The sequence below is a fragment of the Pseudomonas sp. DC1.2 genome (genome assembly GCF_034351645.1).
Lineage (GTDB): Bacteria > Pseudomonadota > Gammaproteobacteria > Pseudomonadales > Pseudomonadaceae > Aquipseudomonas.
Genome location: NZ_CP133782.1, coordinates 181,714 through 207,787, shown reverse-complemented (window position 1 = coordinate 207,787; position 26,074 = coordinate 181,714). Strand labels below are relative to the sequence as shown.

Genomic DNA, 26,074 nt, shown 5'->3' with positions numbered 1-26,074 from the left:
CACGAAAGTGCGAACACTTTGGATTTTGTTAGGGGCATTGTTGGTCGGTGGTTGCCAAGCTTCGGGCCAGACCTGGGGACGTTCAGACCCGGACGCCGGCCCGTGGGCGTTGGGTTTTGTCACGCCTTACGAAATGGGGGGCTGGGTTGAGGACAGCGCCACGGTCGATGTCGATGGGAACCTGTACCGTCGAATTGGCAGCAGCGCTTCCGGAGGAGGTAAAAATGGCACTGATGGTGCCCGTGGCTGGGCAGTGAAAGGGGCCGGCAACGAAAGGGAGGTCAGGGATGCAAAACTTCCGGTACGCATCTATATTCGCTGGCAATCGGTGGTCGAGCCGCAAACCTATCAAGGCTGGATCGAGATACCAGAGAGTGCACGACAGCTTATGCGCAATGCCTTGAGCATGGATTGTCCAAGTATCCCCGAGATGACTGCAATCCCGAAGAGAGCCTCTGTACTGTTCGGCCTTGCCCCCGGCGGCGTTGTGCAAGTCTGGGTGATGGATGAATGCCTACATCCGGTAAAAGTCGCACATGTTCAAGTCGAAATAGAGCCCAAGGGACCTGCTCTTGGACTATCCGGTGGGCGTTACTACCCCCAGACGGAGGCTTCCAAACAGTATGTCGAAAAGCACGGCATACCCTACGGGAGCTGGTAAGCCACTGCACGTCTAGCCCGCCATTTGGCGGGCTTTTGCTATCCAGTGATGGGTTTTAATTTCCCACTCAGCAACAGCGCGCTGGCGGCATTGCCGGTGAACTCTCCGGCGGTGTCCGGCGGCGGTGTTGGTCCATGCTTGTGGCCAGCCAGTTGGGTGTTCATCTGGTTCACCAGGTCAAGCAGATCACACAGCACCTGCAACACATTCACGCCGCTCGATCCGATCCAGGTCTTCGGCGCCTCAAACCGCTGACTGCCCCCTGCCAGGCTCTTACGCAGTCCCTCAATCCGCTCCTGCATGTCGCCGCCCACCGTGGCGTTATGCTTCTGCCCCACCACCAGGTTCAAATCGCGGCCAGTGGCTTGGTGCAGATCGTCCACCGCCGCCAGGCTCGCCGATCCGCCCGACATCAGCTTAAGCGCGCCCAGCGCCTCAATCGTCTTGATGCCCCCCACCGTCTCGGTCGAATGATCGTCCACCGCCTGGCTGTGACTCTGAAACTGCTCGCGGTTGTCCAGGGCTTCCACCTCGCGCTCGATCGCCTTGTCGGTGATCTTGCCGTCAGTCTGGCGCAGCCAGTTGCCGTCGGCGTCGACGCGCTGCTGGGCGGCCTCGCTGTGTTGCCAGACCTGATCGCCTTTCGGCACCCGAGGCATGCTCAGGCCGTGCGGCAAAATGGTTTGGATGTAGGGTTTGTTCGGCAGGCCGTAGGCAAAGCACACCACCACTTGGGTGCCCTCCTCTGGAAACGCATACATGCCCATTTCCTCGCCACCGGTGGGCAGTGGCAAGGGCACGCCGGCGAGCAGCGGCAACTGCGGATCGACTTCACCATCTGGCCCCAGCAATTCAATATCCACGGCGTAGCGCGGCCGGAAATCGTCGCAGATCCCGGCGCCGGCCGGGGCGTCGGCCACGGCGACAACCCGGGCAAAACGTGGGAGGTGGTAACCACCGGTGAGTTCGGGAAACTGGCGCTCTACAGCGCGGCGGATTGCGTCTTCCATCGGATGGCCATCTGGTCGTTGGCCAGGGTCACACTGGTGATCCGCTCGCCTTGGTTGATTGTTGCACCTGGTCGTAGCCCAGGAAGGGCCGCGACCATCGCGCTCTGGTTGCCCTGGTAGCCGTCGAACAACTCCGGGGGGATTTGTAGCGGCGACCGTGCGCCGAAAAAACTGTCAGCCCAACTACCGGCAAACACTTCGCCGTCGCCGAGCTGGTGCCAAGTGAAGTCGGGAATGCTGAATACCCGCGCCAGGCTGTCCATGGCCTGGTAGCCGGCGGCCAGGCTGTAGAAATACGGCGCTTTGACACTGGAGTAAGGCTGGTCAGGAACGCGAAAGCGCAAACCCGTCAGGTCGCTGATCTGGCCCAGCACGGCGCGCAGATCCACATGACGCAGGTTCAACGGCAGCGGCTTGGCCAGGATTGCGGCCAGCTCGCGACAGAACAGCACCTGTTCCACCGCATTCGCCTGCGTGCAGCGCTCGACATAGCCAATGAAGTGCCGTTGCAGCGTGCCTTCGTTGTAGCCGATATCCAGCGTCACCAGACCTTTGACCGGCGCCGGTGACTGGATGGTGAACGTCGCACGGCCCGGGCTGGTGGCGTCCATCGCCGTGGCCATGATTGCCCTGGTCACGAATGTGCGCGTTGATTTTCCCCAGGTAACTGGCCGCCGGCACACCGGCATCAAACAGCACATAGGCGTTCGCGCTACCTGGACCACGTGGCGCGCCGTGTTCAAAGTACACGCCATCGGGCCGCACGCCTGGGAAGGCGGAAATCATGGCGCGATACACCGCGTCGGTGTGCCACTGGTTGACCGCCGAGAACTGGTTGCGCACGCGCAGACGTAGCTGGTCGTTGGGCTCCGGATCTGCACCCGGTGATTCCAGCCAGCCGTCCAGGTTGGTTACCTGGACAATGCCGGGCACCGGCTCAGGCAAGATCGCGTAATACCCCGGGGCCAGGTTGTAGCCGCTACCGGCGTTCTCAGCCTCCACCGGCACTTTGAGTTGCAACTGCCCTTGGTGAAAGGTGACGGCCGCCGTGGTGGTCAGTTGGTAGACGTTGCCGTTGATCGCGGCCGACTGCACCACAATGCCTTGTTTCAGCTCCATCGCGCCGTCCGGTGTCGCCCGGGTAAAGAGCAATTTGCCCTGGGCTTTGGTGGCGCCCTTGCGCTCGACGTTGACTACAGCACGACGCCTGCCGAAGAGCGCCTTCTCAAGCTGAGGTATATTCACACCTCGGCCAACTGGAATCCTCCGACGATTCTGCAAGGCTCAATTCCGCGCACCAGTGCGGGATTACTCTATTTTAATGCCCCCACCACGGACGGGATCCGCGTGCAGCATCCCCATGTACCCGACTAGGAGTCACGAACGTGCGAACACTATGGATCTTGTTGGGGGCATTGTTGCTCGGCGGTTGCCAAGCATCGGGCCAGGCCTGGGGACGTTCGGACCCGGACGCCGGCCCGTGGGCGTTGGGTTTTGTCACACCTTACGCGATGGATAGCTGGGTTGAGGATAGCGCCACGGTCGATGTCGATGGGAACCTGTACCGTAGGATTGGAAGCAGCTCTTCCGGAGGAAGGAAAAACGGCACTCAGGCAGCTAGTGGCTGGCTGGTGACTGGAGGAGGTAATGAAAGACATGTGATTGATGCAAAACTTCCGGTACGTATCTATGTTCGCTGGCAATCGCTGGTCGAGCCACAAACCTACCAAGGCTGGATCGAGATACCGGAAAATGCACGGCAGGTCATGCGCGATGCACTGACCAAAGAATGCTCAAGTGTTCCTGAGGCTGCTTTCCTTGCGAAGCGCGCGTCTGTACGGCTAGGGCTAGCTCCCGGCGGTATTGTCCAAGTTTGGGCACTGGATGAGTGTCGACGAGCAGTCAAAGTCGTACATACACAGGTCGAAATAGAGCCCAAGGGGCCTGATCTTGGACTCTCTGGCGGAAGTTATTTCCCATTGGAGGAATCCTCCAAACGCTATGTTGAAAAGTACGGCATACCCTACGGGAGCTGGTAAGCCACTGCATGTTTAGTCCGCCATTTGACGGGCTTTTGCTATCCAGTGATGGGTTTTAATTTCCCAGTCAGCAACAGCGCGCCGGCGGCATTGCCGATGAACTCTCCGGCGGCGGTGTTGGGCCATGCTTGTGTCCAGCCAGTTGGGTGTTCATCTGGTCGAGCAGGTCGAGCATGTCACACACCACTTTCAACACGTTCACCCCGCTCGATCCCAGCCAGGTCTTCGGTGCTTCCAGCCGCTGACTGATCCCAGCCATGCTCTTGCGCAGACCTTGGATTTTCTCCTGCATGTCGCCACCTGCGTCAGGCGAAGGCCATACAAGCAGCAATCACTGATCGCTGGCAACGGGACAATCCATGGACTTGGCAGAGAAAACACCTTGCGTAGTTTTTGAATCGCCACCTAAACCAGCACACTGAATCGACGCGCTATTACTATTTGCTAACCATGCAATTGCTCACTCATCGCCTAGGAAAATCCTGGCAGTTCAACCACTAAACGAAGGTCAGAAAACGGCCAGAAGCGGTCGGTGACGAATGAGGCAATCATCCTTGAGTCCGTTCAGCGCACAGACGCTGCTTTACCGACCCGGCATGATGTGAAAAGCCCGGTCTAGCTGTTTTTTGGATTATGTGCGGGACTCGGAAGGAATCAGTACGACCAGATCAGTATCGCCTACGTCGACACCACCTTGTGAAAGCAAAGTAGTGACTTGTCCTCGGTGATGAGTCTGGTGGTTGAAGAAATGCATGACCAAGCCATAAAAGCTCTTGTCAGCGGGGGCTCCTTTCATGCTCGTGTAGTTGAGTGTGTAATCCAAGTCCGACTCTTTAATGGAGCGAGACCACTCGACAATTACCTGATCGAGCCAAACTCGATGCGCCGAAAGTTCTCGGATATTTGAAAGCCGTAACGGGTCGAGGTTTTGGGGAGCAGGGAGTTGTCGAATAGGCTCCAAAGCCAAGTGATTCGCTGGGTGCTTGGCAAATCGCTTTAGCCAGATAGTGTCCCCGGCCACCAGGTGGTTCAACGTCCCGAGAATAGAGCCAAAGAATGCTTTCCTGTCCACTGACAGCTCTTCATCTGTCAGACTTCTGGCCGCCTCATAAATCTTTGCGTTCATCCAATCGTTATAGATCGCCATCAGGCAGATATGGTTGGTGCGGCCCATCATGCTCATCCTTTGAGTGAATACTTGACAAGCGATCCACGCCCATCTGGGGGGCCATTCTAGAGCAAGCTTTTTTGAATCGCCCCTGATTTCGTAGACACGTGACCGGCTGCTTTGGGTCGACTGGAGCCCTAGACGACAGGCAGCTATGGGTCGATTGCAGCCCTTCGCGGCAGGTAGCTATCGGCCAGAAGCGGTCCTTCAATTTCGCTATTCATCTATCTCCCGAGCGTGCGAAATTACTAGCCATCCAATTTCTCTCAAAGGCAGGCTCATGACCTCCACCCTGGCAGACTTCTGATTGCTCTGCGAGCTGGTGTCTGAGCCGGATGGCCCAGATATCTCTGACTCGGAGAGGGGTTATCATTGGATGATGGTTTTTCATATTGAGCTTTGGGGCAAGGAGCAACAACACATGAAGCAAAACCTTATTTTGGTCATTGCGATGGCGCTGGGAACCACCTCCACGGCCTACGCCAACTCACGGATAGCAAACATAGATTCCTTGGAAAGCAGCTATGTAAAATGCATAGAGACGCGTTTTGAGAACAACTGCTGGGACAAGGCGTTTATCGGTCACTTCGACAAGTGGCAAAAAAACGAAACCACGATAATAACCAAAAGCCAAGAGGCCTACCTTGCTTGGCTGGATGGGCACTCCGTGTACAAAGTTCACATCAGCCCAAGTGTTAAACGAGCCGGAGTATTCGAGGATAGAAACTATCTAATTGAACGAGATGATGGCGAAGTCATAGGCCTGCATGTGGGCTATAGAAAAGTTTTAGGCAGTTGGTACATATATGCCCTCCAAGGCGGGTCTGATGACACATTTATTCGATCAATACTCGACATGCCCGCTCCCGAAACACCCCCCATTAAATGATAGAAATCATCTCGTCTAATCTAGTCGCCTCCAGAGTTCACTGGTATAAGCCATCCAGCTCATCGCCTCAGATCGATTGACCGCGATGGGCCGATTGCTGCCTGTCGTGAGGGGCTGCAATCGTGCATACCATGTCTTGGCTTTGCGGGGTTGGGTAGATGACTTGGCCGGACGCATAGTGCGCCAGTCAAAGCTGGCGGAGGATAGTCGATGAAAGTTCGATACTGGTAAGAAATGGCGAATCAACCAGACCCCGAGTCATGCATGTTGCACCGCGAGGTGCAGGGTGAAGCGTTGACAGGGGAAACCGATGGGCCAGCCATTGAGCCGCGTAATCAGGAATCCGGGATGCCGATGCTGTTATGCGAAGCAGAAGGCAATACGGAGCATGGCGTTAGACGCCTGTCATGCTCTGATCCCGCGCGGTCGGAGACCCTGTGCACGTCGGGAAGTCCTTCGCACAGAAACTGGGAGATCTCAGCGGTGCCCGGTGCGCAAGCACCGGGCGGAGCAGGAAAGGCCAAAAGCCGCAACCCTGCTGCCCACGCCGCTGAGAAGTCGGATACGTCCGTAGTACCTGAGAAGCCATCGAACAAAGGGCCTAGCCCGGCGGAGATAGTGGAGGAAAGGGACGTAGCCAAGGGAAACACCGACAGGCCCCCCGCGCCCCGGACACTGAGCCGGGCCAGTTGCGCGTCGATGGGACTTGAAGGTGTACGTGAAGCAGCCCGAAGGAACAAGGGCATGCAGTTCACGGCATTGCTGCACCACATCACACCGCAGTTATTGGCGCAAAGCTTCTATGCCTTGCGCCGCGATGCGGCGGTGGGCGTGGACGGTATGTCGTGGCGAGAATATGAGGAGGGTCTTCTCCAGCGGGTGACCGATTTGCACGCAAGGCTCCACAGTGGAGCCTATCGGGCAACGCCATCGCGGCGGGTGTACATTCCCAAAGCCGATGGCAGGCAGCGCCCGTTGGGCATTGCCTCTTTGGAGGACAAGATCGTACAACAGGCGGTTGTTACCGTTCTGAATGCGATCTATGAAGAGGACTTTCTAGGTTTCTCGTATGGGTTTCGGCCGGGGCGCAGCCAGCACGATGCGCTGGATGCGTTGACGGTCGCGCTGAAGGGCCAGAAGGTGAACTGGATATTGGATGCGGATATCACGTCGTTCTTTGACGAGATCGACCATGAATGGATGCTGATGTTTCTAGGACACCGGATTGCAGACCGGCGCCTGCTCGGGCTTATCTGCAAATGGCTTCAGGCGGGTGTTATGGAGAATGGCCGTAGGGTGGCTGCGACCAAGGGGACTCCCCAAGGCGCAGTGATATCGCCGTTACTGGCAAATATCTATCTTCACTACGTGCTGGATTTATGGGCAAGGCAGTGGCGCCAGCGGCATGCCCGTGGCGATATGATCGTTGTGCGCTACGCGGACGACAGCGTGGTGGGTTTCAGGACGCAATGGCAGGCTCAGCAGTTTTTGGTGCAGTTGCAGAAACGCTTGGCCGGGTTCGGTTTATCCCTCAACGCCTCGAAAACACGGCTGATTGAGTTTGGTCGTTTTGCTGCGAGAAATCGTAGGAAGCGAGGCTTGGGTAAACCGGAGACGTTTGATTTCCTGGGCTTCACGCACTGTTGTAGTACCAACAGAAGTGGTGGCTTTCAAATACTGCGACTGACGGTCAAGAAGCGAATGCGTGCGACGCTGCTGGCTATTCGGGATGAGCTGAAGCGCCGACGTCACGAGCCTGTTCGAGTCGTGGGTCAGTGGCTTAACCGAGTGGTCACTGGGTACTTCAACTACCACGCGGTGCCGGGAAACCTGATACGTCTTGGTGGTTTTCGTCTGGCGGTATGCCGTCTATGGCGGCAAGCCCTCAAACGTCGCAGCCAGCGTCATCGGCTTCAATGGTCACGCTACGGACGCCTTGCCGACCTCTACGTACCAAGACCCAGAAATGCACATCCTTACCCTGAGGATCGCTTCGCGTCACGTACCCAAGGCAGGAGCCGTATGCGGTAGTTCCGCACGTACGGATCTGGACGGGGGGCGGCAGGTAACTGCCGTCCCTACCGCGACCTTGCTTTAAACGCAACAAGCGACTTAACCAGAAGCGCTCTCCCTCGTTGACGGTATCAAGAGATTTTGATTACTACCTTTCCAAATGTACCTTCGTAAGCTTCTCGTGCTTCCTCGAATGGATACACCTTATCGATCACAGGACGAATCTTATGTTCGTTGAGGAATGCATTCATCCGTTCGAACGATGAGCGCGGCGCCACGGTAATACCGCGAATGGTCGTCTGGCGAAAGATGAGTGGCATCAGATTAAGTTCAACAGTCTGCCAGCTCAGAAAACCGATCTGTGCGATACGCCCGGATGCCTTGGAAGGTTTGGTAGATCCGTCCAGGTCGATTCAGATCGGTCAGCGCATGACCAACGATGATCTGATGGGATTTCAGGTGGTGGATGCGCGGCAAGCCAACACAAGTAATGCACACGATATTGCACGCATTATTCGTGAGCGAGTCGGTGACCACCCGGTGTATCTGACATTTGATATCGATTGCCTGGACCCAGCGTTTGCTCCCGGCACAGGCACCCCGGTATGCGGTGGTTTGTCCACTTTCCATGCTTTTGAGATTTTGCGCGGGCTACGCGGAATCAACGTGATAGGAATGGACGTGGTTGAGGTGGCGCCCGCCTATGACCATGCCGAGATCACGGCACTGGCGGCAGCGGCGCTGGCCATGGAAATGATCTGCCTTTATGCGGCTCGACATCAGTTATGAGCGGGCGCTAAGGCTTTGCAGAGGTGATGGGGGAGTCTCAGCGATGCGCGCAGGGCTCTCCGCCCTGGCAACCAGCCGTTTTCGCACCCTCCAAAGGTTCGACAGGGCAAATACAGTAGCTTGTTGTGCAGTGTTTCTCTCACGCCCCAGGCCCTTCCAGGGTACGACCTGATCCATCTCGATAGGAAACGCTCCTTACGGGTTCGCTTGCGTTTTCCAGCGTGCTCGGCGTCGGCGCATGCCATCTGCTTCAGATGGCGCTTGAGATCAGGCAAGACTGTCGTTCACAGAAATCCGTTACCAACAGCAGTTTTTCAGCCACTGCCTCAGATAACAACCATCAGCCCGGACGCAACCTTTTCCGAGAGTCTTCCGAGACCATTAAGGAAGAGTCCGGTAATTCCGTGAGCACCACCGCCCAAAAAAATGCCAAAACATCCCCTGCCCAGGCATTTTTTTTGACCCCAATCACCCCGCCATCCGCAAAAAACCCGATCCTGTGTAAGCCTCCAGCCATCGGCTGCGGAATCAATTCGCTACTAAACCCGCGACAACTATGCTCAGGTGCAGGAATATAGCCGGCATATGGCGCCGGATCGGCAGCCAGGTACACAACAATAGTCAGCCCACTTTAGAGGGCATTACCTCATGGATAGCAGAACCTTACGCAACCTGATGCGCATCGTGCAGACCGGCTCTTTGTCGGCTGCGGCAGAGCATTCCTGTTTGACCGTGCAGGCGTTGGCGGCGCAGTTGAACAAGGTCGAAGAGCAGTTTGGTTTCCGCCTGTTTCGTCGATCCAACAAGGGCTTGACCCTGACGACGCAGGGCACGGAGCTTACGCCCTACATGGACAAAGTCTTGGTTGCCACGCGGCAACTGGAAGAAAAAGTCGCCGCGCTCAAGGTGCCAGGACAGCGCACGCTCAAGGTTGCGTTGAACACCACCCTGTCGGAAGACTTCAACCGGCGAATGATCGGACGCCTTATTGATGTATTTCCTGAACATCAATTGGAGTTCAGCTACGCGGAGTCGATGGAAAACCTCAGCAAACTCACCAACGAGGATTTCGATCTGGCCGTGTTGATCGGCCCGCAACGGCCGGGTTTGCCAAGCATTGTGCTACCTGAGGTGCAAGTCACGGTGGTGGGTGCTCATTGCGGTCAGGAGAATGATCCGTTGGTATTGCTGGGCGACAAGTTGCAGGTTCGTCCGGCTGATGACTGTCCTTACTCCCACAGCTTCTTGCGCTTTCTCGACGCAGGATTGGGCCATTACGAGTCTGGCCAGCGGATGATTTATTCCTGCAGCGAAACCCTGACATTGTCGCTGATCACACAAATGGACGGCCTCGGCATGGTGTCCCGCGAGGCAGCGCTGCGCAATGGCTTGAGCATTTTCCCTGACTTCGAGGATTTCCTCGAAGTCAGGCTGGCCATCAATAACCCGGAATTGTCTGGTCAGGCATTGAGCGATGTGCTCGACCTGTCGCTACATGAACGACCCAAGCGCGATGTACGCCGCCGTCCCAACCGCCACACTGAGGAAGAGGTTCTTGCTGAAATACGCACATAACAACGTCGGAATGGCTGCGTAAAATTCCGGGCGGTCGAGCTGCACCTGATGGTCCTTGATCAACAAGGGCGTAAGGGTGATTGCAGCGACGATCGCCACCGGCAGATATTCCAGGGCTCGGGCGACGAAGGGCGGCCAGTGGTCAGTGTTCACTTGCAGTGGCAAGGCACGCGGCAGGAAGGTCACGGCGGTCATCAGTACGACCGCCAGAATCAGGAACGTTTGGTCAGGCATACACCCACCCCGCAGCCGACGAATGTGGCGATGAACACGTTAAACGGTGAACTGCCCACAAGGCTCAGGGCGCCCATGCACGCAACCGCAGCCAAAGCGGCAATCAACTTGTTGCGGGTGTTGCACAGCGAAACCAGGACGTACAGCATCATCGCCGTCAGGGCGTAGTCGAGCTGATACTTGATCAAGTGCGCGGCATATTGCGCGCAGATCGCCCCCAGCAAACCGCCCAGCACCCACGACGTGTGGCAAAACAGGTTGAAGCCGATCAGATAACGCACGCTGACCGGCGCACCGCTGCCCAGTTTGACGCTGTGGAAGGCGAACGACTCATCGGTTAGCCCACCGGCGTAACACCAACGCTCGAAACGACTCAGCCCCAGCGAGCGCAACGCCTTGGCCATATAAACCGACATCAGCATATGCCGCGCGTTGATCAGGAACGTGGTGAGGATGATGGTCGTCAGCGAAGCGCCGCTGGAAATCAGCGCCAACGCGGCAAACTGCGAAGCACCGGCATAAACGAACAGGCACATGGCGACTGGCAACCACACGGGCAACCCAGCGTTGACGGCCATCAAACCAAACACGAACGACACCGTGAAGTAACCGGCCACCACCGGGCTGGCTTCGGCAAACGTGCGCGACGGCTGCGGCTCGGCCATCAGCGGTTGGCTGCTGGACGTCTCATTCATAGGTCCCTCTCAAAGGTCGTTTCGCCACGCGGCTCGCAAAAACCCTGGGCAGTCCAAAAGCGTTTGCCGGCAAGGTTAGCATCGTCGACGAACAGGAACATCCGCAGCACGCCGACTCGTTTCATGTCCGCCGATGCCGCCTCCACCAACCGCTGGCCCACGCCTTGGGCGCGATACAACGGGCTTACCGCCAAGTGGTTGATGGTGCCACGACTGCCGAGCATGCCGCCCAGTACCGCGCCGACCACGTCACCGTTGCCGTCAAGCGCCAGGAACGCGGTGGTGGTCTTTTGCACCAACACCCCGCGCAGGCATTTGGCGTCTTGCCAGTCGCAAAATGACACTTCATCGAATTGCCGAAAAAAACGCTCCAGACGCAGCGCATCCTTGGCATTGGCGCGCCACATCATTACCGACGTGGCGGGGCTGTCCATGGCGTTGAGCTGTTCAGCGAACAATGTCGAAAGCGGTCCCGGGCCGCGAGAACGAAATGGCCAGAATTTGTCGATAAGCCATGTCGTGGGTGTGAACGTTACGCGCCGGGGTCACGTAGTGGCGCATGTCACGATCGAGGAAAAAAGTGGTGTCGAGGATTTCCTGGTAGGTCGTCGACGCCAACTGCTGCTCGTGAGCGCTGTAAAGACGGCTCTCTGCCCCCTCCACATTGTTGCGGCCCCAAAAATGGACGCCGCTGAACGGATAACCGTCGCAGTGAATGCCTTCCGGGGTAATTTCCAACTGCTTGCCCGGTTTGATCTCGATGCGTATCTGATGGATCTGGCATTGCCAGATTTCTTCATGCAGTTCCGGCGGTAGTACGTTTTTGTACACCTCGAAATCAATGTCGATGAGGCTGCGCATCACCGGCGAATTGATGACTTCGTTGGAGAAGTCCTGGAAGTGCCGCTCCAGCCCGCCCACGTAGCTGTTGTTGGCTTTGGACTGCATATACGCGCGGTGTTCGAGCTGCGTCAGGTCGCGGGTCACCGGGTTGTATTCGAAGTCGCTGTAACGCCGAAAGCGCATCCCCGAATCGGCTTGCCCGTAGTAACTGTCCGGCTCCATGTTTTCCCAACTTTTGGTCAGTCTGACGAAGTCGGCGAAATGACCGTAGAGATTGAAGTCAGCACCCTGGACGTTGACAAATTTGTCGCGTCGTAGCGATTCGCCAACTTCTCTGTTTAAAACGATCATTACTAGTCTCCACTGCATTGAGCGGCCTAATCTAGTGCGTGCAGAATTTACGTCCATGAGAAAGAATTTCAGGCATATCAAGCGCTGTTTGAAGCAACCGATGAAGTTGCTGTGATTCGACTTATTACGTTAAAAAAACGCTGTTCAGGCTGCTTTTTACAGATTTAAAGCGAAAAAAAACCCGAACGAGTCGGGTTCTTTTCATGAGTGGCATGCACTCATTCGATCATCAGAAAATGTTGATCGGGTAATCAACGAACACACGCAGCTCATTACCACTGACGTTGTATTCACTGGATTTCTGCGAAACGCGCAGGATCGAGCTGCGCAGTTTCACACTCAGATCTTTGGCCGGGCCACTCTGGACCACGTACTTGAACTGGTTGAAGATTTCGCGCTCAGAACCGCCTTCGCTAGTGGAAGTAGTGATGTTGTCACCACGCACGTAAGCCACGTTGTAGCTCAGACCCGGTACGCCGAAGGCGCTGAAATCCAGGCCGTAGCCTAACTGCCAGCTGCGTTCGTCTTCAGCGTTGAAGTCCGACCAGTAGGAGTTGGCCAGGTAAATGGTGTTGCCACCATCACCCACCCGGCCTTGCCCCTTCTGATAGCCGCCGTAGGCATAGCCCAGGTTGCTGTCGCCGGTGCTGCGCTGGTGAGCGAGGGTGAACGAGTGCGGGCCGGTGACGAAGGTGGTCGCCAGGCTCCAGATCTTGTTGTCATCACCGGTGACATCGTTTTCACGGACATAGGAATTGTCCAGCTTGGTGCGATAGCCGTTGAAGTCGAGGGTCAGGGACTGATCCTTGTCGATCGGGAACACGTAGTTCGCGTTTACGTATTGCTTCTTGAGCACGTCTTCAACGTCGGAGGCGTAGACCGCTGCCTTGAATTGTTCGGTGAACTGGTAGCTACCACCCACCACGTTGATCGACTTCAAACCACCGCTGTCACGGCCTTCAGCGCTTTTACGCGATTCGGCGGTGAAGCGACCGGCGTTCAGTTCCAGACCTTTGATCTCCTTGGAGGTGATCAGCGTACCGGTGTAGCTTTCTGGCAGCAGGCGCGAGTTGTCGTAGTTCAACACCGGCAGGGCCGGCATCTGGTCGCCGTAGGTCAGGACGGTACTGGAAACGCGGAATTTGACAGCGCCGCCAAACTTGGACAAATCGTCAGCGGCTTTGCCGTTGTTGTCCTGTTTGAAGAAGTCGATACCGCCCGCGCCGCTGCGGCCTCTGCCGCCGTCCAGACGCAGTGCGTAAAGACCGAAGGCGTCCACACCGACGCCAACGGTGCCTTGGGTGAAGCCGGACGAATAAGTACCGATGGCCGCTTGGCCCCACTCGGCTTTGTCCGGGTTACCGTCTTTGTAGTCACGATTAATGTAGGCATTACGCAACAGCACTTTGAGGCTGCTGTCGTCAACAAAACCCTTGGCATCGGCCTGGTCGTTAGCCATGGCCGAGGTGGCACTCAACATCCCCAGAGCGATCAAACTGATTCGCTTGTTCAACATATTATTTTCCTTATCACGGGTTGATACGCACTGTGCCGAACGGCTGAAATGGCGCGATCGCGCTCTTTTTTCACCCCGAAACAAAAAGGCCCGCCCACGAAAAATCGCGGCGGGCCTTTTATTGTTTTGTCAGTCGTGGCGGTTGGCCACAGGCGTTGGGGCGGATCCTAGCCGCCCCCTTAATGGCGTGTCAATTTCATGAAACATCCGTGAACAATCAAAAATCGTCAAAGACATCAGTTGCCGAGGACCGCCAATTGCACGGTATGGCTGTCAACGAATTGTTCAAAGTGGGTGACTTTACCGTCAGCCAGGGTCCACAAATGCGCGACACGGGCGTTCATAGGCCTGCCAGTGGTTTTGTAGACGCCGCTGTAATTGCCGTAGGCAAAGACCTTGTCACCCTGTGCCACGTAACTCTCGACCTTGAACTGAAAACCCTCCCACTCAGTCGCCAAGCGTTTGAAAACGTTTTCGACAATGGCATCGAAACCAACGTAGGTCCCCGCATAGGGAAAGCCTGCGGCTTCGGTCCACCGCGCGTCATCGGCAAGCGCCGCGGCGGTATTGCGCGCGCTTTCCTCGGCGTTGGCGCCTTCGTAGGTGCTTTTGATCAGGCTGAGATTATCCATAGGTGACTCCAGATGAATTCAGTGGGTGCAGCCGTCAAGGCCACAGGCTTGAACAGGGGACGACGACGCTTGCGTGGGAAACGATTGACCCAACCATTGCGCGAACGCTTCAGGCTTGCCAAGCCACGGACCGATGTCGATCAACGTGAACTGGCCATCACGCTCCAGGGCGAAGGTCGGAAAGCCTTGGCCACCGACGGCAGCCAAGAGTGCGCGGCTTTCCTTGATATGGCGATCGGTATCGGCCTCTTTGAACGCCGCCTGGAAGGCTTGAGGTTCGAGACCTATATCAGTCGCAAGTTCAAACAACACAGCTTCATCAGCGATGCGTCGCCCTTCAACGTAGTGCGCACGCTGCAAACGCCCTAGCAACGCCAGTCCGCATCCGGCGATCTGTTCGGCTGCCAGCACGGCCGCAATCGGCGGTGCAGAATCGAAGACGGCCGTGTCATCACGCAACAGACCTTCGAAATACGCCTCACCGAAAGGCTGACCGGTGTACTCGGCGATGCGTCGGTCGTGGGGCATCACGTAGTCGCGCAGCTGTGGTGAAACGGTCTGCCGATGGGCCCCAGCCATCATGCCACCGCCGTGCGCAGCCACCTCAAGCAGTGTTTGGGCGGCTTGCACCAAAGGTTTTGCGCCGTAGCACCAGCCGCACAATGGGTCGTAAATGTAGTGAAGGGTCATGGGATAGCTCCGGAAAAAGCCTAGGGAAAATCGATGGCCGCAGACTAGCCCGCTGCTCTTTTCGGAAAAACGCCGGAATGGCTCTTAGTCTGTTTCATGAAACGGTCAAATCCAGAAACACCCATCTCACGCACTGCTTTTATGCCGCCCATAAAAAAGCGCCGCCTTCCCGGCAGCGCTTTATCCATCCTTGTTGTTCTTATCCTTCTATAACATCCCACAATGCTTCCAACTCCGCCTCGCTGAAAAAACCAGCAGGGTAACGCTCGATCATCATCCGGCGCGGATCAGTGTCTCTGATCTGACGCGTTCCATTAGACTTTAACCAGTGCGCCAGGACCTGAAGCGATTCGCCGTTTACGGCCAAGGGATGCAATGCCCGCTCGCTGCCTATATTCACTTCGGCGTTCATTTCGGCGCTCTCTCCCGGTAAGTGAGCGGCTAAGTTATCCAAGGTTTGTGACAGAACATCACAGTTCTCCCCTCCCTGTATTACACAATGAGAGATACAAGAGCTGTGCCAATGTGTCTCGACTGTCGATGAGCGGACACAAAAAAGCCCGCGGTCCTCACGGACCGCGGGCTTTCTGAGGAAGGCTGCCCTGTCATCGGCGCCAAGCTGAATAAGCAATCAACTCAAGCTGTTACGACCTCACTCACTCCCTGTGCGGTGCGGGTTGCTGTTGGGTAAGGCAGTGAATATTGCCGCCCCCCAGTAACAATTCGCGGCCTGGCACCATGACCACTTCGTGCTGTGGGAACAGTCCCTGCAAAATCTCCTTGGCCGCAGCATCCAACGGGTCGTCAAAACTCGGCGCGATGATGCCCCCGTTGACGATCAAAAAATTCACGTAGGAACCCGCCAAACGTACCGTTGGATTACGCTCCTGAGTACCGTCGACAGGATCGACGCCGGCGCACTCTTCTTCGGTCGCATACAGCGGTCCGGGAATCGGCATTTTATGCACCGTGAACGAGCGACCTTTGGCGTCGGTGCTGCTTTGCAGCACGCTCATTGCCGCGTGGCAGCGCGCGTAGTTCGGGTCCTGCGGGTCGTCGGTCCAGGCCAGTAGCACTTCACCGGGACGCACATAGCAGCAGAAGTTATCCACATGGCCGTCGGTTTCGTCGTTGAACAAACCGTCCGGCAACCAGATAATTTTATCCACCGCCAGGTTCGCGCTGAGTACCGCTTCGATGTCCGCACGATTCAGGTGCGGATTGCGATTGCGATTGAGCAGGCATTCTTCTGTGGTGATCAGGGTGCCTTCGCCATCGACATGGATCGAACCGCCCTCCAGCACAAAACCCTCAGTGCGGTAGCGCTGGCTGCGCTCGATCTCGAGGATCTTGCCACCCACCTGCGAATCGCGATTCCAGGGCGAATACAAACCACCGTCGAAACCGCCCCAGGCATTGAAATCCCAGTTCACGCCTCGGACTTCGCCGCTGTGATTGATGACAAACGTCGGGCCGGTGTCGCGGACCCAGGCATCGTCGCTGGACATCTCGACCACTCGAATATTCGGCACGTCCAAGCGAGCACGGGCGTTTTCATACTGGCCGGCGCAAACCCCCACCGTCACCGGTTCAAAACGCGCGATGGCCTTGGCGATGGCTACATGCGCGGCTTGCGCCGGCTTGCCGCCCAAGCGCCAGTTGTCCGGGCGCTCGGGCCAGATCATCCAGGCCTGGGTTTGTGACGCCCACTCGGCGGGCATGTAGAAACCGTCAGTGCGCGGGGTGCTGTTTAAAGTGGTCATGGTGATCAGGACTCCAGGGAACCGTCGAGTGTTTTGAGGGCGCCGTACAGGTTCGGGCGGCGGTCGCGGAACGAACCCCAGGCGCTGCGAATGTGTTCCAGTTCATCAAGGTCGAAACTCTGTACCAATACGCCTTCTTCGGTCTGGTTGAGTTCCTGGACCTTTTCGCCGAACGGATTGGCGATAAACGACGAACCATAGAACGTAATGTCGTAGCCGTCTTGTTCTTCGTTGCCGATGCGGTTACTGGCAATCAGCGGCATCAGGTTGGCACCGGCATGGCCTTGCTGCACGCGCTGCCAATGGTCACGCGAAGAAATGCTCTTGTCATGTGGCTCGCTACCGATGGCGGTCGGGTAGAACAGAATTTCTGCGCCGAGCAACGCCATGCTGCGGGCGCATTCCGGGAACCACTGGTCCCAGCAGATACCCACGCCGATTTTCGCGTAACGGGTATTCCAGACCTTGAAGCCGGTGTCGCCAGGGTTGAAATAATACTTTTCGTGATAGCCAGGCCCGTCCGGTATGTGGCTTTTACGATAAATCCCGAGGTTCGAGCCATCGGCATCAATGATCGCGATGCTGTTGAAACGCGCGCGGCCCGCCAATTCGTAAAAGCTGATCGGCAGCACCACTTGCAGTTCTTTGGCGACTTTCTGGAAGTGCTTGATGGCCACGTTATCTTCAACGGTCGTGGCCAGTTGCAGGTAATCCGGGTTCGGCTTCTGGCAGAAGTACGGGGCCTCGAACAGTTCCTGGATGAGGATGATTTGCGCACCGTTGGCCGCCGCCTCACGGACCAGCTTCTCAGCGGTCTCGATATTGGCTTCAAGGTCCCAGGAACACGCCATCTGGGTAGCGGCAACGGTAACGATACGGCTCATGAATCATCTCCTGGGCAACATGATGCGTGAGGGTCGAGTGTGGCATCGGCCCATGACAGAAATGGGAAGCACTGGACGTGATTCAGCCACACCGTGTGCAGTGACGACTTTATAGCCGATAAAAATCTGCCTTAAAAGCGATAAATATAGATTTAATGAAAAATAACCACTAAAAACACGATAATAATCGAACTTAAGCCCGCGTCGGGTGCAAGCGAATCTACTCGCCCCCACAACGGCATGAGCTTACAGACCTTCTGCGAGAACCTTTGAAAGCATGTCGACGAAGAAATCCACGCTCTGACGCGACGTGACCATCGGCGGTTTGATTTTGAGGATATTCAGGTAGTCGCCGGTCGGCTGCATGAAAATTCCTAGCTCACGCAGACGCTCACACAGCGCCGTAGTTTCTTCGCTCGCGGGCTCCAGGGTTTCACGGTCGCGGATCAACTCAACCCCCAAATAAAAGCCCGAGCCATGCACCGCGCCCACCAGCGGATGCTGCTCGATCAGCGCTTCAAGCCGCGCCTTGAAGTGCGCGCCAACCACCTGGGCGTTTTCCCAGAGTTTTTCTTCTTGCATCACATCCAGCACCGCCATGCCGATCTGGCAGCTCACCGGACTGCCGCCCGACGACGAGAAGAAATACCCCTCGGCCTCCAGCGCCTCGGCAATTTCCCGGCGGGTGATCACTGCACCCAACGGCTGGCCGTTGCCCATACCCTTGGCCATGGTGATGATGTCTGGCACCACACCTTGTTCTTCAAATCCCCAGAAAAACTTGCCCATGCGGCCATAACCGACCTGCACTTCATCGGCGATGCAGACACCGCCCTGCGCACGAACCCGCGCATAAACGTGCTTCAGATACCCCGGTGGCAGCGAGATACCGCCGGCATTGCCGTACACCGGTTCGCAGATAAAACCGGCCACCTGGCGTTTCTGAGCGGCGATTTTCGCCAGGTTGTGTTCGACGCTGCGCACGTAATCCAGCGCGCTGTCGAGGCCTCGAAATTGGCCACGATAGGTGTTGGGTGCGGTGACCGGATGCACCCAATCCGGACGGCTGCTCAGGGCTTTAGGGTTATCGGCAATCGAGGTCGAAACCGCATCCGACGCCACTGACCAACCGTGATAGGCCTCCAGCACGCTGAGCATGTCGCGGCCGCCGCTGTAGGCCCACGCCAGGCGAATCGCCAAGTCGTTGGCCTCGGTGCCACTGTTAACCAGAAACACCCGGTCCATGCCGTCCGGCGACAGTTCTAGCAAGCGCTCGGACAACTCGGCCACCGCCGCATAGTTGAAGCGCGAGTTGGTGTTAAGGAGCGACCACTGACGGCTGGCGACAGCGGCCATGCGCGGGTGACCGTGGCCCAGCACCGCGACGTTGTTCAGCATGTCGAGGTAAGAGCGACCCTGCATATCGATCAGGTGATTGCGCCAGCCACGTTCGATGCGCGGCGGGTCGACGTAATAGTGCTTTTGGGAACGGGCGAAGCTCGCGTCGCGTCGCGCCAGTAAGGTCTGCGGGTCGAGTTCCTCTTCAGCATCACAGGCCAATCCCAGCAGTGTTGCCGGCGACGGACACACGGCCTGCCACGCGGGCGCCTGCGAGGGCGTGCAGAACAACGGCGCCTCAAGCGAAGCGTCTCGGCACAACTGCACCACCAACGGCCCGCTGACCGTCCCCAGCACCTGGCCTTTAACCAATGCCGAACCACCGTGCAGCGACGGCGTCACACCCCATAGGCGCACGCTTAATTGCGCGCCGTCCACATGCAGTACGCCTGCCGCAGACTGCCGGAGTACGCCGGCAAACGGTGCTTCAACCGCCGTGCCGTCGGGTACCCGCAGCTCCACATGCAGCGGGCACGTATCGGGTTCGCCGGAGGTGTCTGGCCGAGTGCGTGACAAACGGTACTGGCCGTAGCGGCTGGCCGCCAGACCGTGAGCCAGCGCGGCCTCGGTTAGCAGGCGCTGATCGATGCCCTGCTGCTCCCAATTACCCGCCTCGAAATGCGGGCTGAGCACGCCCAGATCAATCAACGCAAACTCGCGTCCCACCAGGCCCGGTAGCAGCGGCGCAACACCTTCACCGCCCAGGGTCGGCAAGGTCTGGCCGACAGCCGTGAGGATCGCCGCTTCCATCAACGCCAACGGCACCGACGTGGCGACGCGAAAAATCTGCCACTCGTGAGTCAGGTTGTCGCGACTGTAGGCATTGCCAGGATCGATGCTCACCTGCTGCTCACCGCTGAGCACCAGCACCGCCGCGCGGGCGACGATCAGCGGCCACAACGCCAGCAGCTCTTCAGGTTGCAATGGATTGACGGCGTGATACGCCCGGACCGCCGGCAAAATGTAGAACGGGTCGCCGTCGGCATGGTGCAACAGGGCCGCGCAGGTCACCGAGAGGTCGGCGATGCGCCAGGTACGGATCAGGTCGCCAAAATCAATCACCCCCTGCACCTGCCACTGACGTAGCGAGTCCCGCTGCCAGACCACATTGTCATCGGTGATGTCCATGTGGATCGCCTGCACCGGCAGCCGCGCCACCAAGGGTTGCAAACGCCGCTCGGCGTGGTCAGCCGCGCCAGCGATCAACGCACGTTGCTGTTCATCCTTGATGATCGGCAGCAAATGAGCGATCAACGCACTGGCGTGACGGGCGTCCCATTGCAATGTGCGTTCAAGGCCCGGATGGTCAAAACCGGCCAGTGCCAGGTCCATTTCGCCGCACAGCCGACCGAAGCCTTCGACCACGGAACGCGGAAGATGATTGAGGTGAGTCAGGGGCTGGCCGTCGATGTAATCAAGCAAGCGCACGTGCAGAGCCTGACCGCCAACGTTCAGCGACAGCAGGTCTGCACCGCTGTCGGTCGCAATCACGCGTGGCACGTGTACGCCGCAATGCTCGCTCACATGCTTGAGCCCGGCATGCTGGGCCTGGAGTTCAAGCGCCGAGTAATCGCCACGGCAGATTTTCAGCACGAAGCGCCCGCGCTCACTGTCGACGCGCAAATTGAGGTCTTGCTGGCTCCCCAACGCGTGCAACTGTCCACTCAAGCCGTAATGCCGCGCCAACAGCTCAAGCGCTTGCTGCGCAGACACTTGCGGACCGGACAGACTGGCGCGATGAATTAACGTGGCGAGCGGCATACAACAACCCCTGGAATTTTATTAGGCGCCTATATCGCCACTGCTCCGGGCGATACGCAACCCCCATCCGCCATCACCCCACGCGAACAAACCGCTATGCTCTGTCGCTCAACAACCGCACTCAGGCTTGCCCATGCGCATTTTCATCACCGGCGGCGCCGGGTTCATCGGCTCGGCGCTGATTCGGCATCTGATCCAGCACACCGAGCATGAAGTGCTCAACCTGGACACGTTGACCTGCGCCGGCAATCTCGAGTCCCTGAGCAGCATCGCCACTAACACGCGTTACGAATGGGTGCAGGCCAACATCGTCGATCAGGCCGTGGTCAGTAAGGTGCTGAGCCGCTTTGAACCCCACGCAATCATGCATCTGGCTGCCGAATCCGATGTTGATCGCGCCAGCAACGGTCCAGCGGACTTCATTCAGAGCAACATCCTCGGCACCTACAGCGTGCTGGAAGCCACCCGCGCTTACTGGCTGACCTTGGCCGCGCCCGAGAAGCGGGCATTGCGCTTCCATCACGTCTCGACCGACGAAGTCTACGGCGACTCGCAGGGCGTTGATGGACCACTCACCGAAACCACGCCTTACGCCCCCCACTCACCCTATTCCGCCAGCAAAGCGGCGTCCGACCACCTGGTCCGCGCCTGGCAACGCACCTATGGCTTGCCAGTGCTGTTGACGCATTGTTCAAGCAATTACGGGCCGTTTCAGTTTCCCGAGAAGCTGATCCCACAGATCATTCTTAACGCCCTCGCCGGTCAACCGTTGCTGGTGGATGGCGACGGCCAGCAAATGCACGACTGGCTGTTCGTCGACGATCATGTCCAGGCGCTGCTTAAGGTTCTCACCGCCGGCACGGTCGGCCAGACGTACAACATCGGTGGCCACGCCGCGCAAACAAACATCGACGTGGTGCGCAGTATTTGTGCGTTGCTCGAAGAGCTTGCGCCGCAAAAGCCCAACGGTATCAAACACTTTGCCGACTTGATTACCTTAGTCGGGAACCACCACGCTCACGACCAGCGCCATGCCGTCGATGCCGGCAAGATCGAGCGTGAACTCGGCTGGACGCCCGCAGAAACCTTCGAAAGCGGCCTGCGAAAAACCGTGCAGTGGTACCTCGATAACCATCAGTGGTGCGCTCGGGTCCAGGACGGCAGTTATCAGGGACAGCGCCTGGGCAACAGCGATTTCAAGGATTTAATAGCTTGAACGATTTCACGACTCGCGCCGGCCGATACTTTGCGCAAGAATGTCGGCCATCAACGCCCACTGCTGGAGAAAACCATGAACATAGTCACCACCGACCTGCCCGGTGTTCTGATCATCGAGCCCAAGGTATTTGGTGATGAGCGCGGCTTTTTCTACGAAAGCTTCAATGCCAAGGCGTTCGAAGACGCGACGGGCCTGGACACCCAATTCGTCCAGGACAACCATTCCCGCTCGCAGAAAGGCGTGCTGCGCGGCCTGCACTACCAGCTGGAAAACACCCAAGGCAAGCTCGTTCGCGTGACCGCTGGTGAAGTGCTGGACGTCGCCGTAGACATCCGTCGCAGCTCGCCGCATTTCGGCCAATGGGTCGCCGTGCGCCTGTCCGCCGACAATCATCGTCAACTTTGGGTCCCGGAAGGCTTCGCGCACGGTTTCGTGGTGCTCAGCGAGTTCGCTGAATTCCTCTACAAGACCACCGATTACTACACGCCGTCAGCCGAGCGCAGCATTCGCTGGGACGATCCGGACCTGGGCATCGACTGGCAACTGGACGAGGCGCCAAAACTGTCGGGCAAGGATGCGGCCGCTGCCTTCTTCAAGGACGCTGACGTCTTTTCCTGAAAGGCTGCCTGAATTTTCGTGCCAGCCGCGCGCCTGATCCACGGCGCGCAGACTGCGCCCGCAAGCCTAGGCATAATGCGCCTGTCACCACAGGCGCTCGATGCTCATGACTCCGACCCTTCCCCGCAGACCCCGTTGGCGCAGCCTGGCCCTGCTCGCGCTATGCCTTGCTCCGTTGCTGTGGCCGCTCGAGCACCTGGCCGAGCGCTATTACCGTAGCGAACTGGCCGGGCAGAACCGCCAGACCCTCGATCTCTACGTCGCCAACCTGCTGGGCACCCTGCACCGCTATGAAGTGCTGCCGCAGATCCTCGGCGACCTGCCCGCCCTGCGCGCCACCCTCGCCGCGCCGGACGACGGCGTGACACAGGGCAACGCCAATCGCCTGCTGAAAAACATCAGCGCCCAGACCGGTGCCGAAGTCATGTACCTGATGGACACCACAGGCAAAACACTGGCCGCCTCCAATTGGGACCAAAAGGACACCTTCGTCGGCCGCAACTTTTCCTTCCGACCTTATTTCAGTGAAGCCATGGCCGGGCATCTGGGGCGTTTTTTCGGGCTGGGCACTACCTCGGCCAAACGCGGTTACTTCTTCGCCGCCGCCGTGCGCGACCGTGAGAAGGTGATCGGCGTGCTGGTGGTCAAGGTCGACCTCGACCGCACAGAAAGCCTCTGGGGCAAAACCCCGGAACAGTTGCTGATGACCGATCAAAACGGCGTCGTTATCCTGACCTCGCGTCCCGAGTGGCGCTTCCGCTCGACCCGTGAGTTGAGTGACGCAGAAAACAAGGCAATCACCGCGATTCAACCGTATCCGACCCGCGAGCCCAAACCGCTGCGACTCAGCCCCAACGCCTGGTTGACTCAAACTCAACAGATCGAAGAGACCGGCTGGAGCGTGAGCATCCTCGCGCCACGAACCTTGATCGACCGCCCCGTGCGCACGGTCGTGGCGGTCGGAGGCGCGACGTTGCTGGTGGTGATGCTGCTGCTCGGTCTGATGATGCAGCGCCGCCGCCACTATCTGGACCGGATTGCCTTCGAAGCCAAGGCTCGGCGAGAACTGGAAGGACGAGTGGCGGAGCGTACCAGCGACCTCGAAGGCCTCAACCGGCGCCTGAAACAGGAAGTGCTCGAACGCGAGCAGGCCCAGCAGGAACTGGTGCGCGCCCAGGATGACTTGGTGCAAGCCGGCAAGCTGTCCGCGCTGGGGACGATGTCCGCGAGCATTAGCCACGAACTCAATCAACCACTGGCGGCCATCCGCAGCTACGCGGAAAACGCCGAAGTGCTGCTCGATCATCAACGGACGGAAGAGGCCCGGGGCAATCTCAAACTGATCAGCGAACTGACCGGGCGCATGGCCTCGATCATCGCTCACCTGCGCGCCTTCGCGCGCCGTGATCGCCACGCCCCGGAAAGTGTTGCCCTGCAACCGGCGCTGGACGACGCTCTGGCCTTGCTCGCCAAACGGCGCCGAAGCATGGAGGTCGAACTGATCCGCGACTTGCCAGCCGCGACCCTGTGGGTCGAGGCCGGAGAAACCAGGTTGCGGCAAGTGCTCGGCAATCTGCTCGCCAATGCCCTGGATGCCCTCACCGAAAAAGGCCCTCCGCGCAAACTCTGGCTGAGTGCCCAATCCACCGCCGACGGCGTCAACCTGTGCATTCGCGACAACGGCCCGGGGTTTTGCATGGAAGCCCTGGGACGCGCCGGCGAACCCTTCTACACCACCAAGACTCGCACCCAGGGCCTCGGCCTGGGGCTGGCGATCTGCGACACATTGATGCGCGCCTTCGGCGGTGAACTGTCGTTCTCCAACCACAAGGAGGGCGGCGCCCTGATTACCCTGAAGCTGCGCGCCGGTGCGCCAGGTGTGAGTGTTCAACCGTCCGAGGACCGCAGTGCATGAGTATTGATAACCGCATTCAGGTCGTGTTGATCGACGATGACCCCCACTTGCGTCAGGCCCTGAGCCAGACCCTGGACCTCGCCGGCCTGAAGATCCTGCCGCTGGCCGAGGCCAAAGGCCTGGCAGGACAACTGGAGCGTGACTGGCCCGGTGTGGTGGTCAGCGACATCCGCATGCCCGGCATGGACGGGCTCGAACTGCTGAGCGAGCTTCACGCCCAGGACCCGGAACTGCCGGTGCTGTTGATCACCGGCCACGGCGATGTGCCGCTCGCGGTACAGGCCATGCGCGCCGGGGCGTATGACTTTCTGGAAAAACCCTTCGCCAGTGACGCCCTGCTCGACAGCGTGCGCCGCGCGCTTGCCCTGCGGCGCCTGGTGCTGGACAACCGCAGCTTGCGTCTGGCCCTGAGTGATCGCAACGAACTTAGCACTCGACTGGTCGGGCAATCGGCACCAATGCTGCGCCTGCGTGAACAGATCGGTGCGCTGGCGGCCACCCGGGCCGACGTGCTGATCCTTGGCGAAACCGGGGCCGGCAAGGAAGTGGTCGCCCGAGCGTTGCACGATCTGTCGAGCCGGCGTAACGGCCCGTTCGTGGCAATCAACGCCGGGGCGCTGGCCGAATCGGTGGTCGAAAGCGAGCTGTTTGGTCATGAGCCCGGCGCGTTCACCGGCGCGCAAAAGCGCCGCATCGGCAAGTTCGAGTTTGCCAATGGCGGCACACTGTTCCTCGATGAAATCGAAAGCATGAGCCTGGATGTCCAAGTCAAACTCCTGCGCTTGCTGCAAGAGCGCGTGGTCGAGCGCCTGGGCGGCAATCAGTTGATCGCGCTGGACATCCGCATCATCGCCGCCACCAAGGAAGACCTGCGCCAATCCGCCGATCAGGGCCGCTTCCGGGCCGACTTGTACTACCGCCTGAACGTCGCGCCACTGCGCATTCCGCCACTGCGTGAGCGCGGCGAAGATGCATTGATGCTGTTCCAGCACTTTGCCAGTGAAGCCAGCGCTCGCCATGGCTTGCCGCCGCACGCACTGCAACCGGGGCAACGCGCGCTCTTGCTGCGTCATACCTGGCCAGGCAACGTGCGGGAACTGCAAAACGCCGCCGAACGCTTTGCCCTGGGGCTGGAACTGGCGCTGGACAACAGCGCGCCGGATGGCGGCATCAGCCCCCCGGTCGATGTGGTGAGCGGCGGGCTCAGCGAGCAGGTGGAAAACTTTGAAAAAAACCTGATCGCCGCTGAACTGACGCGCGCCCACAGTTCCGTGCGCAGCCTTGCCGAAGCGCTGGGTATTCCGCGCAAGACCCTGCACGACAAACTGCGGAAACACGGGCTGAATTTCGCCGACAGCGGCGCTCATAGCCCTACAGAGGACTCCGATTGAGCGCCCGTCCAATCTTCCTT

25 protein-coding genes and 6 pseudogenes are annotated in these 26,074 nt (G+C 58.5%); 12 read left to right on the top strand and 19 right to left on the bottom strand.

Annotation, left to right across the window (positions count from 1 at the left end; genetic code table 11):
* Positions 1-7 precede the first annotated feature (7 nt).
* Positions 8-661 (top strand): DUF2931 family protein, encoded by a 654-nt coding sequence (locus tag RHM68_RS00965; protein WP_322220097.1) that lies wholly within the window; start codon positions 8-10, stop codon positions 659-661.
* A 38-nt stretch (positions 662-699) separates the two neighbouring features.
* On the opposite strand, the gene RHM68_RS00960 is transcribed toward RHM68_RS00965, so the two are convergent.
* The 3 genes and pseudogenes from RHM68_RS00960 to RHM68_RS00950 form a co-directional block, all read right to left on the bottom strand.
* Positions 700-1,671: a phage baseplate assembly protein V gene (locus RHM68_RS00960; RefSeq protein WP_322220096.1), complete on the bottom strand. Its 972-nt coding sequence runs from the start codon at positions 1,669-1,671 to the stop codon at positions 700-702.
* Positions 1,644-2,294, bottom strand: a complete 651-nt coding sequence (locus tag RHM68_RS00955) for a hypothetical protein (protein ID WP_322223643.1) — start codon at positions 2,292-2,294, stop codon at positions 1,644-1,646. Before RHM68_RS00955 ends, RHM68_RS00960 begins: the two co-directional genes overlap by 28 nt.
* Positions 2,281-2,865: pseudogene (locus RHM68_RS00950) on the bottom strand (baseplate J/gp47 family protein); the annotation flags it as partial. The gene RHM68_RS00955 and the pseudogene RHM68_RS00950, both read right to left, overlap by 14 nt.
* Here RHM68_RS00950 and RHM68_RS00945 point away from each other — a divergent pair.
* Both RHM68_RS00945 and RHM68_RS00940 read left to right on the top strand, forming a co-directional pair.
* Positions 2,863-3,045, top strand: a pseudogene (locus RHM68_RS00945) (DUF2235 domain-containing protein); the annotation flags it as partial. The pseudogenes RHM68_RS00950 and RHM68_RS00945 overlap by 3 nt on opposite strands.
* 11 nt (positions 3,046-3,056) lie before the next feature.
* Entirely contained in the window at positions 3,057-3,710 is a 654-nt protein-coding gene (locus RHM68_RS00940) for a DUF2931 family protein (RefSeq protein WP_322220095.1), read from the top strand.
* Between the two features lie 67 nt (positions 3,711-3,777).
* Here RHM68_RS00940 and RHM68_RS00935 read toward each other — a convergent pair whose 3' ends face one another.
* Positions 3,778-4,002 (bottom strand): hypothetical protein, encoded by a 225-nt coding sequence (locus RHM68_RS00935; RefSeq protein ID WP_416195220.1) that lies wholly within the window; start codon positions 4,000-4,002, stop codon positions 3,778-3,780.
* 2 nt (positions 4,003-4,004) lie between these two features.
* On the opposite strand from RHM68_RS00935, the pseudogene RHM68_RS00930 reads away from it, so the two are divergent.
* Positions 4,005-4,211: pseudogene (locus RHM68_RS00930) on the top strand (hypothetical protein); the annotation flags it as partial.
* Positions 4,212-4,341: 130 nt separating this feature from the next.
* Here the strand turns inward: RHM68_RS00930 and RHM68_RS00925 are convergent.
* A complete protein-coding gene (locus RHM68_RS00925; RefSeq protein ID WP_322220094.1) occupies positions 4,342-4,884 on the bottom strand; it encodes a DinB family protein in 543 nt (180 codons plus the stop codon).
* Positions 4,885-5,299: 415 nt separating this feature from the next.
* On the opposite strand from RHM68_RS00925, the gene RHM68_RS00920 reads away from it, so the two are divergent.
* Both RHM68_RS00920 and ltrA read left to right on the top strand, forming a co-directional pair.
* Complete coding sequence (locus RHM68_RS00920; protein ID WP_322220093.1) at positions 5,300-5,767, top strand: hypothetical protein; 468 nt, start codon at positions 5,300-5,302, stop codon at positions 5,765-5,767.
* A gap of 744 nt (positions 5,768-6,511) precedes the next feature.
* The gene (gene ltrA, locus RHM68_RS00915; protein ID WP_369124956.1) at positions 6,512-7,798 is read left to right on the top strand and encodes a group II intron reverse transcriptase/maturase; all 1,287 of its coding nucleotides are present in this window, start codon (positions 6,512-6,514) and stop codon (positions 7,796-7,798) included.
* 113 nt (positions 7,799-7,911) lie between these two features.
* Here the strand turns inward: ltrA and RHM68_RS00910 are convergent.
* Positions 7,912-8,163 (bottom strand): annotated as a pseudogene (locus RHM68_RS00910) (zinc-binding dehydrogenase); the annotation flags it as partial.
* On the opposite strand from RHM68_RS00910, the pseudogene RHM68_RS00905 reads away from it, so the two are divergent.
* Positions 8,159-8,569 (top strand): annotated as a pseudogene (locus RHM68_RS00905) (arginase family protein); the annotation flags it as partial. The pseudogenes RHM68_RS00910 and RHM68_RS00905 overlap by 5 nt on opposite strands.
* 147 nt (positions 8,570-8,716) lie before the next feature.
* Here RHM68_RS00905 and RHM68_RS00900 read toward each other — a convergent pair.
* A pseudogene (locus tag RHM68_RS00900) lies at positions 8,717-8,823 on the bottom strand (IS5/IS1182 family transposase); the annotation flags it as partial.
* Positions 8,824-9,217: 394 nt separating this feature from the next.
* On the opposite strand from RHM68_RS00900, the gene RHM68_RS00895 reads away from it, so the two are divergent.
* A complete protein-coding gene (locus tag RHM68_RS00895; protein WP_322220092.1) occupies positions 9,218-10,144 on the top strand; it encodes a LysR family transcriptional regulator in 927 nt (308 codons plus the stop codon).
* On the opposite strand, the gene RHM68_RS00890 is transcribed toward RHM68_RS00895, so the two are convergent.
* The 12 genes from RHM68_RS00890 to RHM68_RS00835 form a co-directional block, all read right to left on the bottom strand.
* Positions 10,061-10,378 (bottom strand): AzlD domain-containing protein, encoded by a 318-nt coding sequence (locus RHM68_RS00890; protein ID WP_322220091.1) that lies wholly within the window; start codon positions 10,376-10,378, stop codon positions 10,061-10,063. The two genes, RHM68_RS00895 and RHM68_RS00890, sit on opposite strands and share 84 nt — an antisense overlap.
* Complete coding sequence (locus RHM68_RS00885; RefSeq protein ID WP_322220090.1) at positions 10,357-11,073, bottom strand: AzlC family ABC transporter permease; 717 nt, start codon at positions 11,071-11,073, stop codon at positions 10,357-10,359. The genes RHM68_RS00890 and RHM68_RS00885 overlap by 22 nt, the downstream gene beginning before the upstream one ends.
* Positions 11,070-11,507, bottom strand: coding sequence for a GNAT family N-acetyltransferase (locus RHM68_RS00880; protein ID WP_322223641.1), 438 nt, complete (start codon positions 11,505-11,507; stop codon positions 11,070-11,072). Before RHM68_RS00880 ends, RHM68_RS00885 begins: the two co-directional genes overlap by 4 nt.
* 13 nt (positions 11,508-11,520) lie before the next feature.
* On the bottom strand, positions 11,521-12,267 hold the full coding sequence (locus RHM68_RS00875; protein ID WP_322220089.1) for a 2OG-Fe dioxygenase family protein: 747 nt from the start codon (positions 12,265-12,267) through the stop codon (positions 11,521-11,523).
* Between the two features lie 229 nt (positions 12,268-12,496).
* The gene (locus RHM68_RS00870; protein ID WP_322220088.1) at positions 12,497-13,783 is read right to left on the bottom strand and encodes an OprD family porin; all 1,287 of its coding nucleotides are present in this window, start codon (positions 13,781-13,783) and stop codon (positions 12,497-12,499) included.
* A gap of 236 nt (positions 13,784-14,019) precedes the next feature.
* Positions 14,020-14,415 carry a nuclear transport factor 2 family protein gene (locus RHM68_RS00865; RefSeq protein ID WP_322220087.1) on the bottom strand — a complete coding sequence of 132 codons (396 nt, stop codon included), beginning with the start codon at positions 14,413-14,415 and terminating at the stop codon, positions 14,020-14,022.
* An 18-nt stretch (positions 14,416-14,433) separates the two neighbouring features.
* Positions 14,434-15,105 (bottom strand): DsbA family protein, encoded by a 672-nt coding sequence (locus tag RHM68_RS00860; protein ID WP_322220086.1) that lies wholly within the window; start codon positions 15,103-15,105, stop codon positions 14,434-14,436.
* Between the two features lie 44 nt (positions 15,106-15,149).
* Complete coding sequence (locus tag RHM68_RS00855) at positions 15,150-15,293, bottom strand: hypothetical protein (RefSeq protein ID WP_322220085.1); 144 nt, start codon at positions 15,291-15,293, stop codon at positions 15,150-15,152.
* An 11-nt stretch (positions 15,294-15,304) separates the two neighbouring features.
* On the bottom strand, positions 15,305-15,517 hold the full coding sequence (locus RHM68_RS00850) for a hypothetical protein (RefSeq protein WP_322220084.1): 213 nt from the start codon (positions 15,515-15,517) through the stop codon (positions 15,305-15,307).
* Positions 15,518-15,761: 244 nt separating this feature from the next.
* Positions 15,762-16,868 (bottom strand): agmatine deiminase, encoded by a 1,107-nt coding sequence (gene aguA / locus RHM68_RS00845; RefSeq protein WP_322220083.1) that lies wholly within the window; start codon positions 16,866-16,868, stop codon positions 15,762-15,764.
* A gap of 5 nt (positions 16,869-16,873) precedes the next feature.
* Positions 16,874-17,752, bottom strand: coding sequence for an N-carbamoylputrescine amidase (aguB, locus tag RHM68_RS00840; RefSeq protein ID WP_322220082.1), 879 nt, complete (start codon positions 17,750-17,752; stop codon positions 16,874-16,876).
* Between the two features lie 246 nt (positions 17,753-17,998).
* Positions 17,999-20,911, bottom strand: a complete 2,913-nt coding sequence (locus RHM68_RS00835) for an aminotransferase (RefSeq protein WP_322220081.1) — start codon at positions 20,909-20,911, stop codon at positions 17,999-18,001.
* Positions 20,912-21,044: 133 nt separating this feature from the next.
* Between RHM68_RS00835 and rfbB the strand changes: the two genes are divergently transcribed.
* The 4 genes from rfbB to RHM68_RS00815 all read left to right on the top strand — a co-directional run bounded on the left by rfbB (position 21,045) and on the right by RHM68_RS00815 (position 26,054).
* Positions 21,045-22,127, top strand: coding sequence for a dTDP-glucose 4,6-dehydratase (gene rfbB, locus RHM68_RS00830; RefSeq protein WP_322220080.1), 1,083 nt, complete (start codon positions 21,045-21,047; stop codon positions 22,125-22,127).
* 75 nt (positions 22,128-22,202) lie between these two features.
* A complete protein-coding gene (rfbC, locus tag RHM68_RS00825; RefSeq protein WP_322220079.1) occupies positions 22,203-22,748 on the top strand; it encodes a dTDP-4-dehydrorhamnose 3,5-epimerase in 546 nt (181 codons plus the stop codon).
* A 106-nt stretch (positions 22,749-22,854) separates the two neighbouring features.
* Positions 22,855-24,663 (top strand): sensor histidine kinase, encoded by a 1,809-nt coding sequence (locus RHM68_RS00820; RefSeq protein WP_322220078.1) that lies wholly within the window; start codon positions 22,855-22,857, stop codon positions 24,661-24,663.
* Positions 24,660-26,054, top strand: coding sequence for a sigma-54 dependent transcriptional regulator (locus RHM68_RS00815; RefSeq protein WP_322220077.1), 1,395 nt, complete (start codon positions 24,660-24,662; stop codon positions 26,052-26,054). Before RHM68_RS00820 ends, RHM68_RS00815 begins: the two co-directional genes overlap by 4 nt.
* Positions 26,055-26,074: the final 20 nt, after the last annotated feature.

Bases quoted from the DNA above. Each gene is read 5' to 3' on its own strand.
- RHM68_RS00960 (WP_322220096.1), bottom strand. From the start codon at position 1,671: ATGGAAGACGCAATCCGCCGCGCTGTAGAGCGCCAGTTTCCCGAACTC.
- RHM68_RS00955 (WP_322223643.1), bottom strand. From the start codon at position 2,294: ATGGCCACGGCGATGGACGCCACCAGCCCGGGCCGTGCGACGTTCACC.
- RHM68_RS00935 (WP_416195220.1), bottom strand. From the start codon at position 4,002: ATGCAGGAGAAAATCCAAGGTCTGCGCAAGAGCATGGCTGGGATCAGT.
- RHM68_RS00925 (WP_322220094.1), bottom strand. From the start codon at position 4,884: ATGGGCCGCACCAACCATATCTGCCTGATGGCGATCTATAACGATTGG.
- RHM68_RS00920 (WP_322220093.1), top strand. From the start codon at position 5,300: ATGAAGCAAAACCTTATTTTGGTCATTGCGATGGCGCTGGGAACCACC.
- ltrA (WP_369124956.1), top strand. From the start codon at position 6,512: ATGCAGTTCACGGCATTGCTGCACCACATCACACCGCAGTTATTGGCG.
- RHM68_RS00895 (WP_322220092.1), top strand. From the start codon at position 9,218: ATGGATAGCAGAACCTTACGCAACCTGATGCGCATCGTGCAGACCGGC.
- RHM68_RS00890 (WP_322220091.1), bottom strand. From the start codon at position 10,378: ATGCCTGACCAAACGTTCCTGATTCTGGCGGTCGTACTGATGACCGCC.
- RHM68_RS00885 (WP_322220090.1), bottom strand. From the start codon at position 11,073: ATGAATGAGACGTCCAGCAGCCAACCGCTGATGGCCGAGCCGCAGCCG.
- RHM68_RS00880 (WP_322223641.1), bottom strand. From the start codon at position 11,507: ATGGACAGCCCCGCCACGTCGGTAATGATGTGGCGCGCCAATGCCAAG.
- RHM68_RS00875 (WP_322220089.1), bottom strand. From the start codon at position 12,267: ATGATCGTTTTAAACAGAGAAGTTGGCGAATCGCTACGACGCGACAAA.
- RHM68_RS00870 (WP_322220088.1), bottom strand. From the start codon at position 13,783: ATGTTGAACAAGCGAATCAGTTTGATCGCTCTGGGGATGTTGAGTGCC.
- RHM68_RS00865 (WP_322220087.1), bottom strand. From the start codon at position 14,415: ATGGATAATCTCAGCCTGATCAAAAGCACCTACGAAGGCGCCAACGCC.
- RHM68_RS00860 (WP_322220086.1), bottom strand. From the start codon at position 15,105: ATGACCCTTCACTACATTTACGACCCATTGTGCGGCTGGTGCTACGGC.
- RHM68_RS00855 (WP_322220085.1), bottom strand. From the start codon at position 15,293: ATGGATAAAGCGCTGCCGGGAAGGCGGCGCTTTTTTATGGGCGGCATA.
- RHM68_RS00850 (WP_322220084.1), bottom strand. From the start codon at position 15,517: ATGAACGCCGAAGTGAATATAGGCAGCGAGCGGGCATTGCATCCCTTG.
- aguA (WP_322220083.1), bottom strand. From the start codon at position 16,868: ATGACCACTTTAAACAGCACCCCGCGCACTGACGGTTTCTACATGCCC.
- aguB (WP_322220082.1), bottom strand. From the start codon at position 17,752: ATGAGCCGTATCGTTACCGTTGCCGCTACCCAGATGGCGTGTTCCTGG.
- RHM68_RS00835 (WP_322220081.1), bottom strand. From the start codon at position 20,911: ATGCCGCTCGCCACGTTAATTCATCGCGCCAGTCTGTCCGGTCCGCAA.
- rfbB (WP_322220080.1), top strand. From the start codon at position 21,045: ATGCGCATTTTCATCACCGGCGGCGCCGGGTTCATCGGCTCGGCGCTG.
- rfbC (WP_322220079.1), top strand. From the start codon at position 22,203: ATGAACATAGTCACCACCGACCTGCCCGGTGTTCTGATCATCGAGCCC.
- RHM68_RS00820 (WP_322220078.1), top strand. From the start codon at position 22,855: ATGACTCCGACCCTTCCCCGCAGACCCCGTTGGCGCAGCCTGGCCCTG.
- RHM68_RS00815 (WP_322220077.1), top strand. From the start codon at position 24,660: ATGAGTATTGATAACCGCATTCAGGTCGTGTTGATCGACGATGACCCC.